16 protein-coding genes are annotated in these 15,310 nt (G+C 40.8%); 3 read left to right on the plus strand and 13 right to left on the minus strand.

Annotated features, from left to right (window positions below; all coding sequences use genetic code 11):
- Positions 1–45: 45 nt before the first annotated feature.
- Together HUU58_03810 and HUU58_03815 are read left to right on the plus strand one after the other, a co-directional pair.
- Positions 46–1,053, plus strand: coding sequence for a serine hydrolase (locus tag HUU58_03810; GenBank protein NUN44784.1), 1,008 nt, complete (start codon positions 46–48; stop codon positions 1,051–1,053).
- Positions 1,040–1,753, plus strand: a complete 714-nt coding sequence (locus HUU58_03815; protein ID NUN44785.1) for a hypothetical protein — start codon at positions 1,040–1,042, stop codon at positions 1,751–1,753. Before HUU58_03810 ends, HUU58_03815 begins: the two co-directional genes overlap by 14 nt.
- A gap of 176 nt (positions 1,754–1,929) precedes the next feature.
- Here the strand turns inward: HUU58_03815 and HUU58_03820 are convergent, their stop codons facing one another.
- From HUU58_03820 to HUU58_03845, 6 genes are all read right to left on the minus strand, one after another.
- The gene (locus HUU58_03820) at positions 1,930–2,847 is read right to left on the minus strand and encodes a hypothetical protein (GenBank protein ID NUN44786.1); all 918 of its coding nucleotides are present in this window, start codon (positions 2,845–2,847) and stop codon (positions 1,930–1,932) included.
- A complete protein-coding gene (locus HUU58_03825) occupies positions 2,844–4,016 on the minus strand; it encodes a GlmU family protein (GenBank protein NUN44787.1) in 1,173 nt (390 codons plus the stop codon). Before HUU58_03825 ends, HUU58_03820 begins: the two co-directional genes overlap by 4 nt.
- Positions 4,017–4,033: 17 nt before the next feature.
- Entirely contained in the window at positions 4,034–4,945 is a 912-nt protein-coding gene (locus HUU58_03830) for a class I SAM-dependent methyltransferase (protein ID NUN44788.1), read from the minus strand.
- 159 nt (positions 4,946–5,104) lie between these two features.
- Entirely contained in the window at positions 5,105–5,878 is a 774-nt protein-coding gene (bshB1, locus tag HUU58_03835) for a bacillithiol biosynthesis deacetylase BshB1 (protein NUN44789.1), read from the minus strand.
- 86 nt (positions 5,879–5,964) lie between these two features.
- Positions 5,965–6,609: an endonuclease III gene (locus tag HUU58_03840; GenBank protein NUN44790.1), complete on the minus strand. Its 645-nt coding sequence runs from the start codon at positions 6,607–6,609 to the stop codon at positions 5,965–5,967.
- A gap of 23 nt (positions 6,610–6,632) precedes the next feature.
- Positions 6,633–7,805, minus strand: a complete 1,173-nt coding sequence (locus HUU58_03845) for a PA0069 family radical SAM protein (protein ID NUN44791.1) — start codon at positions 7,803–7,805, stop codon at positions 6,633–6,635.
- Positions 7,806–7,897: 92 nt separating this feature from the next.
- On the opposite strand from HUU58_03845, the gene HUU58_03850 reads away from it, so the two are divergent.
- Positions 7,898–10,594, plus strand: coding sequence for a hypothetical protein (locus tag HUU58_03850; GenBank protein NUN44792.1), 2,697 nt, complete (start codon positions 7,898–7,900; stop codon positions 10,592–10,594).
- A 98-nt stretch (positions 10,595–10,692) separates the two neighbouring features.
- Here the strand turns inward: HUU58_03850 and HUU58_03855 are convergent, their stop codons facing one another.
- From HUU58_03855 to pgl, 7 genes are all read right to left on the minus strand, one after another.
- Positions 10,693–11,238 carry a DUF2911 domain-containing protein gene (locus tag HUU58_03855; protein NUN44793.1) on the minus strand — a complete coding sequence of 182 codons (546 nt, stop codon included), beginning with the start codon at positions 11,236–11,238 and terminating at the stop codon, positions 10,693–10,695.
- A gap of 94 nt (positions 11,239–11,332) precedes the next feature.
- Positions 11,333–12,097: a 5'/3'-nucleotidase SurE gene (gene surE, locus HUU58_03860; GenBank protein ID NUN44794.1), complete on the minus strand. Its 765-nt coding sequence runs from the start codon at positions 12,095–12,097 to the stop codon at positions 11,333–11,335.
- Positions 12,098–12,120: 23 nt separating this feature from the next.
- Positions 12,121–12,993 carry an acetyl-CoA carboxylase carboxyltransferase subunit beta gene (locus HUU58_03865; GenBank protein ID NUN44795.1) on the minus strand — a complete coding sequence of 291 codons (873 nt, stop codon included), beginning with the start codon at positions 12,991–12,993 and terminating at the stop codon, positions 12,121–12,123.
- 16 nt (positions 12,994–13,009) lie between these two features.
- Positions 13,010–13,453: a ribosomal protein S18-alanine N-acetyltransferase gene (gene rimI / locus HUU58_03870; protein ID NUN44796.1), complete on the minus strand. Its 444-nt coding sequence runs from the start codon at positions 13,451–13,453 to the stop codon at positions 13,010–13,012.
- Positions 13,454–13,488: 35 nt separating this feature from the next.
- On the minus strand, positions 13,489–14,142 hold the full coding sequence (tsaB, locus tag HUU58_03875; protein ID NUN44797.1) for a tRNA (adenosine(37)-N6)-threonylcarbamoyltransferase complex dimerization subunit type 1 TsaB: 654 nt from the start codon (positions 14,140–14,142) through the stop codon (positions 13,489–13,491).
- Positions 14,139–14,579 carry a tRNA (adenosine(37)-N6)-threonylcarbamoyltransferase complex ATPase subunit type 1 TsaE gene (gene tsaE, locus HUU58_03880; protein ID NUN44798.1) on the minus strand — a complete coding sequence of 147 codons (441 nt, stop codon included), beginning with the start codon at positions 14,577–14,579 and terminating at the stop codon, positions 14,139–14,141. The genes tsaB and tsaE overlap by 4 nt, the downstream gene beginning before the upstream one ends.
- Positions 14,576–15,304, minus strand: coding sequence for a 6-phosphogluconolactonase (gene pgl / locus HUU58_03885; GenBank protein NUN44799.1), 729 nt, complete (start codon positions 15,302–15,304; stop codon positions 14,576–14,578). The genes tsaE and pgl overlap by 4 nt, the downstream gene beginning before the upstream one ends.
- Positions 15,305–15,310 lie beyond the last annotated feature (6 nt).

A 15,310-nucleotide genomic window follows, 5' to 3' on the forward strand; every position in this document is an offset into this window, starting at 1 on the left:
CCTATAGATCGTCACGACGGTATCAAAGTTTCCGACGCTTCTTCGATGCATATACTACCAAGTACTTTGCTCAAGTTGGATAGCGCTGCAAGTCAGGGTGTTTTAAAAAACATTACGAGTATTTTGATCGCACGCAATGGAACGCTTGTTTTTGAAAAGTATTATAACGGCGCCGACGAAGCTACGCTTCACAATACACGCAGCGCTACCAAAACTATCACAGCAATACTTACCGGTTTAGCGATAGATCAACAGTTTATTCCTTCGGAAAAAACACCTGTATTTCCGTATTTCAGGGACAAAAAGGAAATTCGGAATCCCGATCCGCGTAAAAATCAAATTACCATAGAAGATTTGCTTACCATGAGCTCTTTGCTCGAATGCGATGACGATAATCAGTTCTCGAACGGAAACGAAGAGCGCATGTATCTTATTGAGGATTACGTTCAGTTCGCCCTGGATTTGCCGATTCGGGGGTTTGCTGCATGGAATCCCAAACCTCAGGATTCGCCTTACGGACGAAGCTTTAGTTATTGTACAGCCGGTGTAGTTTTGCTTGGAGGTGTATTGGAACGTAGCTCCAATATGCGTGTTGACGCATTTGCAAAAAAATATTTGTTCGATCCGTTGGGAATTCAGCAAACTGCATGGCAAATCACACCTATGGGAATGCCAATGACAGGCGGTGGGCTTGGTTTACGAAGCCGCGACTTACTCAAAATCGCTCAACTGTATGAAAACAAAGGTATATGGAACGGGAAGCGTATCATTTCGGAATCGTGGATAGAAAAATCCACAAAACCCCATGCTCAGGCTCGTGAAAACACCGATTATGGTTATTTATGCTGGTTACAAAAATTTGGCGCTAATGACAAAACCTACTTTGGGTATTATATGGCCGGTAACGGTGGAAGTAAAATCGCCGTGTTTCCCGAGCTACATCTCACAGTTGTAATCACAAGTACGTGGTACGGTACTGGAAAAGCACATGCACAAAGCGAAAAAATTTTATCTGACTATATTATTCCAGCGGTGCAACTTGAATCGAAATAAATTTTATCTATTCTTAATTTTATTTTTTTTAGAATCTTGCTCCACCGGCTTTCCGGAAATACCACCGGGTGTGACACACAAATTTCATGCAACTGATTTTCCTGATTCTTTTGTACTGCTTACAGTTCCTAATAAATACGAATCAAAACGCCCGACCCCAGTGCTTATTGCTTTGCATGGCTCAGGAGATAGAGCAGAAGCTTTTCATGACTTTTGGAAGAAATCAGCGGATTCTCTTGGTCTCATCCTAGTAACGCCGCAAGGATTAGAAAAAATGAATATGGGTTTTGGGTGGAATCGCAATAAGGCTACCGAGCGTTATATCAAAAATGTTTTAGTTGACGTACGAAAACGTATTCAGATAGATTCCACACAAATTTATTTTGCCGGTTTTTCATCCGGAGGATCGCTGGCGGCTTATCTGACCTTAAAGAAGATAATACCCAATCGAGGGGCGATTTTATTTGGAGCCTCTTTGGATACGCGTTCCCTTTTACTTAACTCAGGTGAAAAATATCGGTTTTATATCGGACATGGAACGTTAGAACAAAATTATCCACATATTAGTTCTGTAGCGGATACATTAGCCCAATCCGGCCATAGTGTTCGTTTTGTTCCTTACCCAAACATAGGTCACACGATACCTGAACCGAAACACAAAGAATTACTCAATGCGCTTAGGTGGATTTTAGAAAAGTAAAAGACACATTAGGTATTTCTTAATACCGAACAAATTAGCCCCGCGTGATATCGCGGAGCTTCATGGAGACTAGTGGAAATATATTATTTCTTCTGTTATTTCTAAAAGAATTATGTTTTAGATTGTTACACTTATTACTTAAAATCATTCACACAATAAAAAACTTGCAGTCGATTTCACCACTTTTGAATGTACGTGCGGGGGATATAGCCTTTTTTGGCTAAGCGGGGGAGTTCTTTTTTGAGGACTTGGTAGGTTGCAGATGAATATTCGCAGACGATAAAAGCCCGGTTCGCCGCTTTTTCAAGGTTTTCGTATAAAGCTTGGGTAAGTCTTTCCTGATCACCGCCTTTTTCATCAAAATAATAAATATATTTTGACCACGGCATATAGGTCATCACAGATTTGCCCGTTCGTTCTGCTTCATGGGCTATGATTTTATAGTTGGATTCCGTTTTAGGTACAAGAATGGCAAAACTTTCAGGCAATTCAACAAATGAACGCGTCAGATCGTCAAAATTCTTTCCAAAACCTGTCACCACAAAAAACACTTCTTTGCCCATAGGCCGTAATCTGGGATTTACAGTAAATTCAAGGCGACTGTATATCAGATTACGACGACCGATATCCATCGTAAAGTCACTGGCGCCGGCCTGACGGTTGAGTTTTTCACTGACACTAAAGATATCCCAATCCCGCTGCTCGGATAGAACATTCATATCGAGCACAAAAAGCGTATTTGGAAAATTCTTTGGAAGCTGTATGACTTTACGGATATAGTTGACGTTTTCCAGTTGAATGCGTTCGCTTTTGATAAAACCAGGTTGGATATCAAATTCATGAGTCAGGAGCGAATCAATGGCCTCATCAAAAGGTACATACCGATTGAGTTGTTCCAAACTGACGCCAATCGTAAGTCGTCGCGGTTCAGGAATAACCTGTTCAGCTACAGGTTCTTCTTTGATATAAGCAAAAGGATCTTCTTGTTTAGAAACACGTGTGATTGAAATAATGAGGTGAACCGTAAGCAAAACCAATGTAAGCGCACCAAGCGCTTTCACTATAAATTTCTTATTTTTTAACCATTCATTCATAATTTAGCATGTTCGTCTTTGGCAAATTCGAATATCCACTGCAAAAGCAGGTTATATTTTTCACCCAACGTCACTTTGCGCCTTGCCATTACAGTATTTGCGACCTGCATCGCTTTATCCATTTTATACAATGTTATTTTCGGCGAATCTACCCACGCATAAGATGGTATAACTTTGGGGGGGAATCCTCCACCGAAAACATTGCTGCACACACCGACTACCGTACCGGTGTTGAACATCGTATTGATCCCGCTTTTGGAATGATCTCCCATCGTCAAGCCTACAAATAAAGAACCGGTATTAATTTCTGCTCCATTGATCGTAATGGATACCGGGCCATAATTGTTTTTTAAGTCACTCGTATTCGTATCGGCGCCAAGATTGCACCATTCTCCGATATACGAATGCCCCAGAAAACCATCATGCTGTTTATTGCTATAACCTTGTATGATCGAGCCTTCAACTTCGCCCCCGACTTTACAAACAGGGCCAATGGATGTACTGCCGTAAATTTTTGCACCGATTTTTATCACACTATGGTCTCCGATATAGCACGGACCTTCAATGACAGCATTAGGCATCACTTGAACATGGCTGCCGATCATAATAGGGCCGTGCTCAGCATCTAACACAACGCCTGGTTTTATAGATGACCCTTCGCCGATCGTGATCGCATCAGCATTTACCAAATGCGCACCCGCATAAATCGTTGCTCGTGTATGACCCGGTTTGTTTCGATCAAAATCTTCACGAAGGCCTTCTGCATTATATTTCATCAAATCCCATGGATATTTTATCATCCGGGCATCGGCATCCAATTTTACCGATTTCACACTATTCCAAAAACCAACTATAACACCTTGGTTTATAAACTCTCCTCCGCTGTGCTCTGACATTTGTTGCATCAAAGCATCGTTCATAAGCACACGCCCGTTGATAAACAAACATTCCCCGGAAATTTTATGATTGATTCGGCGATCAGGATGTTGCTCATGATACACCGAAGCCAGCAGCGGCCGGCATTGATAAAAAATTTCTGCTTCCGGGAAATATCTTGCAATGCGCTCGGCAAGAGTTGAAGCGCCGCAACGTAATTCGAATACCGGCCGTGTCAGTGTGAGCGGATATAAATTTACGTAGTGGTCGTCTTCGTATATGCAGATTTGCATTGTTTTCTTTAAACTATTCATTGTGATGGTTTACGACCCGAGATACTAAAGCCTTTCGAAAAAAGAAAGTAGCTAAACACTTTCAAAATTATCAGTGCTTTAACAATAGCTTTTCTGACAAACGTATCGGTTGTAATCAAACTTGGTAGATGTAAAGTGTTAATAAATTTTTCTCTTCTCATTTCAATGGCCAATATATATGGATTGAACTGTTTCTCCTTAGGCATGTCATATTTCGAATCATAAGCCATAACACCTCGACGATACATAGAATTAGGCATGATTCCGGTTTTTTTATAATTCAAAATTGCGTTATCAATTTGCTGCCGGTTAAAATTAGCTGTTCGTTCAGCCAAAAATTTTGCTTCTTTTGATAATTCAGGAAATCGTTCGGAAATATATTCATACCGATCTTCTTCATACGAATTGATATGTTTTGTTTTACCATCATTGCTTTTTAGATCAAGTCCTTTCTTTTCCCATGATTCCCAAATATTCTCAACTTCTTTTCGGCGTCTATAATTAAGTGCATTATTATCATCAATGATTAGTAATAAGCCGTTTGGAGCAAGCAATTTAAAACAAGAACTCAAAAACAACTTATGATCATACATATGTGATATAGCATCAACAGTGAGTATCAAATCATAGTAAGAATCTTGTGTGTAGGTGTGAATATCCTGTAGTATTGGTTTCACAGTTGGTGGCAGTCCAAGGATAGGGAACATTTTTTCCATCCCCTTAACAAACATTTCCATTACTTCTAAGCCAACTACTTCTTTTGCTCCCAAAGTAAACATATAGACGCATTCCCATCCGGCGCCGCAACCGGCCACTAATACTTTTTTGTTTTCAACATCAATTCCGTGTAAACTTAGAATCGTTTTCCACGCTAAAAGTTTACGATTCAGATTCGATTCGGTATCCATGGTCTTAAGTTTACGATCAAAGTACTTTTCGTAGGACGGAAATAGTGATTGTTCGCCGTTTATCTTTTTTACTAATTGGATCCGCTCAAAAAGATTATGTATAGAGTTTTTTGTTTTCATTACTTTCAAAAAAGTATTTTTTAAAATATTCTTTATTAATTAAGCTAATCCGAGCTTATTGACATCCTGTCCGCCGTCCCTGAAAAATTTAACAGGATCGGGTACAGAGGGAAATTCGCGCACAAGAAAAGATTCTCCGTACTTTGCATCAATCAACGAACCAAAATGCGCCGCCCGGTTACGAATGGCATCAGTGAATTCCGGAGAACTGATATAGGTTTGTGGTTCGTCGGATTTGTAAGTCGGATTAAAAAATTGCGATGCAAAAGCAGCCATTGCTTTCATTTTGATATCGATCGTATCTGTAATATCTACGATAAATATATGCCCGTCTATCCGGCTAAATTCGTACCGCGCAGCATAATATATAACCTTCGCAGGCCTAAACTTCTCCTGTAATTTTCCTTTGTCCGACGTCTCAATTTTGGAAAGACCGCTGTAAAAAGACGATTCGCGTACTAAATCACTGGCATGCATGTGATCGGGATGGCGATCATTCCAATATTGGCAAAAAACAAATTCCGGTTGGTATTTTCTAATGATACGAATGGCTTTGAGTTGATTGGCGCGATCATTGATAAACTCGGTATCGGGTAATTCCAGGTTTTCACGCACGTTTACGCCTAGTATTTTTGCTGCATCTTCAGCTTCTTTATCGCGCATTTCGGCTGATCCGCGCGTCCCGGCCTCGCCTCGTGTGATGTCACAAATCCCGACTTTGTATCCTAGTTTGACCAATTTAGCGACGGTTCCGCCGGCCGATAACTCTACATCATCAGGGTGCGCACCGAAAAACAAAGCATCTAACTTCATGTATGATCTCTTTAATTTTTGTCCATGTTACAAAACACTAGAGGAAAATTCAAGGTGAATGACTTGCCCGAAAGGATTGCGTCAAACTAATTTTTCTTAGACTTTGCAGAACGGATTTGATTTTGAAAGTATGAGCAGTTTTCATTGACAGGACATTCTTCGCATTTGGGGTTCGTGGGTCTACAAATTTCACGCCCTAAAAAAGAAATAGCCATACCTACATCACCCCAATATTTCTTTTCAACGACAGCCATTAGATCTTTTTCTATTTTTTCCGGCTTTTCTTCTTTTGTAACGCCTACTCTGGGCGCCACACGTACGACATGCAAATCCACGATAATTCCCTCCGCTGGTCCTCCGGATTCGCGAATAATCACACTGGCCGATTTGCGGCCTATTCCTTTGAGTGATGTCAAAGTTTCCATCATAGTCGGTATGTTTTCATCTGAACCGACAGTTTTTGCAATGCCGGCTAACCATTTAGCTTTGTTACCAAAATTGCGCACATCTCGTATGTGTGACGCGATTTCATCTTCTGTCGCCTTAGCCAGTTCGCGCATAGACGGATAAACGCCAAAAAACCTCGGCCCGACCTCGTTAATATGCTTGTCGGAATCCTGCGCCGATAAAAGCGTCATGACTAAAAGCTGGTATCTGTTTTTGTATTCTAAAGGATGCTTTTTGTTTTTATACTTTTTGATGATCGGCATCAAGGCGTCGTTCCAATTCATAAACCTCCTTTGTATTTATATTTTCAGAATAAGCTTTCTTGTACCACCCCGCCGCGTAGAAAACTCGCTGGTTCTCCGCGTACCACTTTTTTATCGAATCCGTATTTTTTATAAAACAGGTTAAACAAATTTGATATGTGGTCGGCCATATTACCTTCGCCACGCATGCGTTTTCCAAATTCCGTATTATTTAGTTTTCCTCCGCGCACCGATTGGATAGCGTGTAATATCTTTTCCTTTTTATTGGGCTCATTTCGCGTAAGCCAATCAGAAAAAAGTTCACGCAACTGGTACGGTAATCGAAGTACGGTATATCCGGCACTGGTCGCTCCCGAATCTGCAGCTCTCCTTAATATTTCGGGTATTTCGTGATCGTTGAGTCCGGGGATAATAGGAGCCATCAAAACACCCACAGGAATATTGTTTTTAGCTAATAATTCGATCGCCTTAAGACGGTTATCGGGTCGCGATGTGCGAGGCTCCAATCTACGCGCAAGACCTGTATCCAACGTCGTGATCGAGATCATGGCCCCGAATAAATTCAGCTTTGAAAGTTGTGAAATGATATCCAAATCACGCGTTATAAGATAATTTTTGGTAATCATTCGCACGGGGTTTCTATATTTGAGAAACACCTCCAAACATGCACGCGTAATTTTTAATTTTCGCTCGATCGGCTGATAACAGTCTGTGTTACTAGAAAAAGCAATTGGTTCCGCTTTCCACGACGGCTTCAAAAATTCTTTCTCAAGTAGTTTTGCAGCATCGTATTTGACGTGAATTTTAGTTTCAAAATCCAAACCTAAGGAATGACCTAAAAATTCATGTGAAGGCCTTGCATAGCAATAAACACATCCGTGTTCACAACCCCGATACGGATTGATTCCATAAGTAAAAGGTATGTCGGGACTGTCATTTTTTGAAAGAATAGTTCGTGATTTGTCTTCGATAAGTTCCGTGGGTACAGTTCGTTCAGGATCTATATCTTCTTCTGTAATATCGTCTATGCTTTTATCCTGATGCTGCGTATCAAAACGATTGGGTGGATTAAACCCGGAAGAACGCCCTTTGATGTTGGTTGTAAATGGCGTTTGCGGCGCAATTTCAAAATCATTATATTCGCTCGCTTCATCCGATTCGTATTTTACGATGCGATATGAATCTGATTTTTCTTCATGTTTTTCCGGCTTTGGCATAGCATCAACTTATCGCATTTAGGAGCAAGACGCAAGCCTGCCGGTTGTAATTCACACACAATAACCATGATTTCATAATTTGGAGTTTTCGCATGGAATACCTTCCGTCTTCTAAGAATCCGATTCATTCTCAGCGCCGTCGAGGAAAATTTTATGATGTGAGTGATATCTTGGCTCAAAAACCTTCGACGATCTCCGGAGAAGATATACAGTTTTTTGAAGAACTTGATCTTGTGTACCGCACAATGTGTGGGATTCTCTATAATTTTGTACCTTTATCCGGCCATCCTGGTGGAAGTCTGTCCAGTGGACGTATCGTTGAGGGTCTTTTATACCAATCCATGGACTACGATTTTTCCAAGCCGGATATCGATATCAACGACATGATTTGCTACACTGCCGGCCATAAAGCCATGGGGTTGTATGCCATGTGGGCGTTACGCAATGAGTTAATTCGCATAGCCAATCCCGGAATGCTTGCCCCCGAACGCCGTCAATTGCGCCTTGAAGATCTTTTAGGTTTTCGTAAAAACCCGACGCAAGGTACGCCATTATTTGAAAAATTTAAATCGGTTTCACTGGATGGCCATCCGTCATGCATTGTTCCTTTTGTGAAAACGGCAACCGGTCCTAGTGGTGTTGGCGTACCTGCGGCATTCGGTCTTGCTTTTGGTGCACTGGACATGTACCCCGAAAATCCTCCCCGTACACATTTACTCGAAGGAGAAGGCGGCATGACACCGGGTCGTGTTTATGAAGCTATAGCCGCAGCCGCTTCCGCTCAGCTTCGTAATGCGGTTTTACACATTGATTGGAATCAATCAACGATTGATTCAGACCGATGCACCGCTGAAGGTGATAAACACGGCGACTACGTACAGTGGGATCCTGTTGAACTCATGTATCTTAATGACTGGAATGTTATTTTTGTACCCGAAGGCCACAATTATCATCAGGTACTCACGGCTCAAAAAATTGCTCTATCTCTCCAATCCGATATGCCTACAGCCATCGTGTATCGCACGGTCAAAGGTTATACCTATGGCGTCACCGGTAAAGCTTCACATGGTGCCGGTTATAAATTTTGTTCGCCTGAGTTTTATAATTTCATCAAACCCTTTGAAGAACAATTTGGTGTGATGTTTCCTCGTTTTGCCGGCGATGCAAAAAACCCTGTGGATGTTGAAACCTTTTATTGGAATACGCTTTTAGTAATTCGTGAAGTGCTTGAAAAAAATTCTTTTTTACCGCAAGAAGCTGCCAAACGCCTTGCCTTATCTCAAGATCGTCTATACTCTCATAGCCGTACCCACCGCGCACATGCGCCAAAGCTAGCCAATATTTATGACGGCACAGTCAACTTAAGCGCAATGCCTGACGATATTCGTTTGGAGCCGGGAACATCCACCACCATTCGCGGACAAGTAGGTAAAGTTCTTAATTATCTTAACAAAAAATCAAATGGCGCCTTAGTAGCAACGGCCGCCGATCTTTTCGAATCAACAAGCATTGCGGCTGTTGGAAAAGGATTTTCGGACGGTATGTTTAACGCAAAAACCAATCCGGGTGCACGTTTAGTACCTGTGGGTGGTATTTGTGAAGACGCGATGGGCGCTTTTATGTCCGGTGTTTCAAGTTATCGTAATCATATCGGCATCAGCGCCTCGTACGCGGCTTTTATTGTCGCGATGGAACACACCGCAGCGCGGTGTCATTCGATCGGTCAGCAAAATTATTGGGAACGTACCGGCGAACCGATGCATACATGGATTATGGTCAATGGGCACGCAGGTCCTAAAACCGGAGAAGACGGACCGACACATGCCGACCCACAGTGTTTGCAACTTCTATGTGAAGATTTCCCCTCAGGCAAACTTATAACGCTAACACCCTGGTCACCGGACGAAGTGTGGCCCCTTATGATCGAAGGGCTCATGAAGCGACCCGCCGTGCTTGCACCTTTTGTAACCCGACCCGCCGAGACAGTCCCAGATCGTGTCAAACTCGGATTGGATCCAGCGATCGCTGCAGCTAAAGGTGTTTATGCTTTTCGCCGAGCCAATATGAATGCGCGTGAATATCACGGCACCTTGGTACTGCAAGGCTGCGGAGTAGCCAGTATGTTTATCAATGGAGTTTTGGAAAAAATCGACAAAGCCGGTTTGAACATGAATATTTTTTATGTTGCCAGCACTGAACTTTTCAAACTCCTTCCTGAAAAGGAACAGGAGGCTATTTTTCCGGAACATCTCCGTACCCACGCAATGGGTTTGACAGATTTTACATTGCCTACAATGTATCAGTGGATAAGATGGAATGAAGGACTTAACCGCACACTGCATCCATTCCGGCATGGACACCACCTTTCTACCGGATCGGCTGAAAAAGTGCTTGAGGAAGCAGGGCTTCACAGCGAAGGTCAATTCAAAGAAATTATGAAGTACGCACGTATGATCGAAAAGATGAATTTGACTAAACCTCAAACAGATTCAGTTAAAGCTGAAGAAAAGATTAGATCGAATCGAGGTCGTCAAAAAAGTAAAAAGACTGGAGCGGGTCGTATAAACCATGAAAAACAAACAAAGTTGCAGAGAAAAAACACCGGAACTAAGTCAAACAAGGGTATAAACCGGAATAAAAAAGCGCCAAATAAAATTACTATCAAACCCGGACCCGGTAGACCAAGAAAAAATAAGCTTGTTCGTCCGATAATAAAATCACAAAAGTCTAAGAAGAATAAGACGACTAAGAAAATAAAGCCAGGACCAGGAAGGCCAAGAAAAAAATGATAAAAAAACAGCAATAACGAAAAGCCCCGTTAAATTTATTAGCGGGGCTTTTTACTAAACAAAAACATGTTCGAAAGAGTCGATCTTAAATGTATAAATCAAAATTCTATTTTAAACGGTATCTTTACCAATTCCCAATGCAAATAAACCGTACATGATTTATCGGTTACACTCTCAAAACCATACGTTAGAACTTCTTGAAATTTTGCAGTTTCTTTTTTAACCGTTACCCGTAAAGCATCTTCATTTTGATCATAGGAATAACTTCCCCAAGCTGTTGAGTTTTTGTTAAAAATAACAACGAACTCTGATTCCCCTGGTATCATATGCAAACCATACGTTCCGGCTTTCAGAGTTTGGCCTTCGATTTTAACGTCTTTGCTTACAGTGAAAGTCGTATTCTCATTCGCTCCGGCACGCCAGGGTATCATCTTGCCGTCACGATTTTTTGTCAAACCAAACGGAACAAGCTCTCCCCATATTTTCCTGCCTTTCACAGAAGGTTGGCTATAATTAATTGATATTTTTTCTGAACCTACTTTTTGCTCTGATTTGGCCGGAGGACTCGGTTTTTTATTATCTTGAGAAAATACCAAACCCGATAGTATTAGACTAAACGCAAGATAACGAAGTGTTTTTTTCATGCGGATCTCCTTTTATGGTGTAATTAAAAACGGTTACCGAAAAGTAACCGTTTATACGATGTAAACTTTTAAAAGTTTGTTTCTCAAAGCGATTTTAAATTTCAATATTCCACGTTTTTAATTCATCCAAAAACTTATGTGCCGTAAGGTCTATTTGGATTGGGGTCACGGAAACTTTGTTTTTTAAGACAACTACATCGTCAACATCATCTTCATGATCCAATATCATTTTTTTTCCGGTCAACCAATAGTACGCACGACCGCTTAAGTCTGTTCTTTGCTCAAACTCTTCTTCATATCGCCCGCGACCCTGCCGCGTCACCGCGATCCCTCTTATGGACGTACGAGGACCGGGAGGAATATTTATATTTAGTAGTGTATCCGAAGGCAACCCTTTATCCAAAACCATACGCGCTATTTTTGCCGTAATTTCTGCGGCAAATGTAAGATCCGTTTTATGATCGAAAGCAATCATAGATGAAGCAATAGAAGGTATGCCCATGATAATACCTTCCGTAGCGGCGGAAACAGTACCGGAATATAGCACATTAGTTGCGGTATTTGATCCGTGATTAATACCTGAAACTATCAAATCTGGTTTTTTATGAACTAAGTTTTTTACACCGATTTTCACACAGTCGGCAGGAGTTCCGGAAATTGCGTATCCTTTGAATTTTTCTGGCCGGTGATAGTCAAGCACACGAATAGGATCGTGTATCGTGATGGCATGGCCGACAGCGCTACGTTCTATCTGAGGTGCGACGACAGTTACATCCCCTAATTTTTTTAATTCTTTATATAACGCAAAAATACCATTAGCATCTATTCCGTCATCATTAGTCAGAAGTATGTGTTTCATTTTATTCAAAATTATTATTTGTATCAGCTTTTGGTTGGTTTGAATTGGGTGTCCGTATTCGGCTCAAAAAATTTAAACAACCTCGAGAGCGTTTTTTTAAGTTCATTTCTTGGTACTATCAAATCTACAAATCCGTGCTCAACTAAAAACTCGGCTGTTTGAAATCCATCCGGAAGATCTTTTCCAGTTGCTTCTTTGACCACACGAGGACCGGCAAAACCAATCAAAGCTCCAGGTTCAGCTATGATAACATCACCCAGCATTGCAAAACTAGCCGTGACTCCGCCGGTCGTAGGATCTGTAAGCAATGAAATATATGGAATACCTTTTTCATGGAGTAAGGCAAGCTTCGCTGATGTTTTCGCCATTTGCATAAGCGAAAGAGCTCCTTCCATCATACGTGCTCCGCCGGAAGCTGAAACGATAATCATCGGGAGCTTGTTTTTGTATGCTTGATCAATGGCTCTCGATATCTTCTCACCAACAACAGACCCCATGCTCCCGCCGATAAAACCAAAATCCATGATTGCCACCATTACAGGACGACCTTCGATGGTACCATAACCCGTTCTTATGGCGTCTTTTATCTTCGTTTTCTTAATCATCGCCTGGATGCGATCGCTGTACTTTTTGGTATCGACGAACTGAAATGGATCAACTGAAATCATATTAGATTCTGTTTCGACAAAGGAGTTTTCGTCTAACATAATTTCAATATACGTGCGTGCAAATACGCGAAAATGATAACCGCATTTTACGCACATAAAATAATTTTTTTCCACGTCTTTTTTATACTGAACTTCGCCGCACTTATCGCATTTTCTCCACACATTCGGCAACTCACGCTTTTCTGTGCTTTCATTAACACCGTCTTTTTTTCTTTGAAACCAGTTCATAGTCTCCTCAATATTTCTAAATAAGATTAAGATCCATCAATAAGGCGTCTTCTGTATTCATAAAACCATCATGATAATAGTTTTTTCTAACACCTACTTTTTCAAATAGAAATTTTTGATACAATGCGATCGCCGTCGTATTGGACTTCCTGACCTCTAACATAACCTTCACACATTTGTTTTGACGCGCGATAGAGATGATGTTTTGCATCATAAGTTTACCCAACCCGCGGCCTCTATAATCCGGTGTAACAGCGATATTAGCCAGATGGCACTCATCCAATATTATCCAAAGAACAATGAAACCGATTATCAATTTGTTTTGTTCCAAAACCAACGGCAATGCAATATCGGTATTTTTTAATTCATCTGCAAAATTACTTCGCGTCCACGGGCTGTCAAATGATGCGCCTTCAATTCGCATGACCGTATCAAGGTCATCGTTTGTCATCTTGCGCAATATTAAATTTCCGGGAATTATCAACTCATTAAAGTTCATGAAGCTCCGCGAAATCCTTGAAAATAATCCGGAACCACATTATCCAAATCAGCATATATACCCGCTATAGCTTTAGTTAAGCCGATTTTACCGACGGAAAACACATTAGGTAAACCGTCTTGAGAATTAGAAGTATGAATACCTGATAATTCACCAAATGATATTGGATCATCAGTTAGAAGTAAATCCCCTTGGAGCAAATTATTTTCGAGCTCATCAAACTTCCATACTTGTCCCTTTATCAAAACATTATGGTCTTCAAAAAATGCGATATAATATTCTTTTTTTCTCGAAGTCAGAGCAACCCATATACGCCGATAATGATCTATCCACGGCAGCGCGATGGCTTCAAGTGTAGGTACGGTTACCAACGGTACTTTAAAAGAAAAAGCTAATCCTTTTGCTACAGATAAACCGATCCTTAAGCCTGTAAATGATCCCGGACCTATTGTGACGGCAATGGCTTGAATATCTTTTGAACTAATCGAACTTTGTTGCATTACGTATTCTACAAGTAACATCATCCGCTCTGAATGTGCGTTATTGATATTGAGATGAATACTTGAGATAAGTTTAATCTCTGATTCGTTACCTTCTACTAGCGCAACGCCGCATATTGATGTTGATGCATCTAATACTAATAATTTCATAATTCGCGTCGAATACTAATTTGCCTTTCTTGTTCATTTCTCTTTTCAAAATAGACTCGCCACGATGATTGAGGTAGTTTTTTTTCAACACGTTCAGACCATTCAGCAATTACTACATAATCTTCTTGATCCATCATTTCCTCTATGCCCAATTCGGCTATATCTTTTTCTGTATTTATGCGATAAAAATCACAGTGTCTTATGATAAGAGTTTTTCCGTTTTTATACCCTTCGTATTCGTTTACTATTACAAATGTCGGGCTATGCACGGGCTCCTGAACACCTAAACCTTTACATAGACCTTTCGCAAATATCGTTTTCCCGCTGCCAAGGTAACCGAAAAGTGCTATAATATCGCCGGGTTTTATTTTTTCGGCAAAATCTTCAGCATAATCAAAAGTTTCTTTTTCTGAATGCGATATATAATCGGATATCATTGCAATTCGGATGCGGCTTCTTTATCAAGATACCAATAGAGTTCACCGGCGGGTCTTACCATTTGAGCCGGCAGTATATCTTCTGTAGTCCCTTGAAGTACTTGTTTAATAATAGATGATTTTGATTTACCCGAAACAAGAAACAAAACATTCGAAGCATGATTGATGGTAGGAAATGTAAAAGTTACTCTATGTCGCCCTAATTTTTTTACAAAATTATCCATTACAAGAAACTTTGTTTCGGTAATTCCATCCGTTCCTGGAAAAAGCGACGCGGTATGACCGTCTTCTCCAAGGCCAAGAAGTATCAGATCAAATTTTGGAAAACCTCCATCCGACAGCCCAAAAAAATCTTTAATGTCATCTTCAGCTTGCTGTGCGGCTAACATGCAGTCTTCTTCTGTACCAATACGATGAATATTGGCATCAGGAAACCCTATTGGGTCCATCAATGCATTTTTTGCCATTCCAAAGTTGCTATCGGGATGTGTAGAAATAACATCGCGCTCGTCACCCCAAAAGAGATGTACTTTTTTCCAATCTATAGATTCCTTGTGTTTTTTTGCCAAAACTTCATAAACCATTTTGGGTGTTTTGCCACCAGCTAAAGACCATGAAAAATGTCCATGCATGGATATGGCTTGATGACCTATGGATATTATTTTTTCAGCCGTTTTTTCTGCCAATTCATCCGCAGAAGTAAAAACCGTAGTGTGTGTTTTCATAGTTTT

Source organism: bacterium (genome assembly GCA_013360215.1).
Taxonomy (GTDB): Bacteria; CLD3; CLD3; order SB21; family SB21; genus JABWCP01.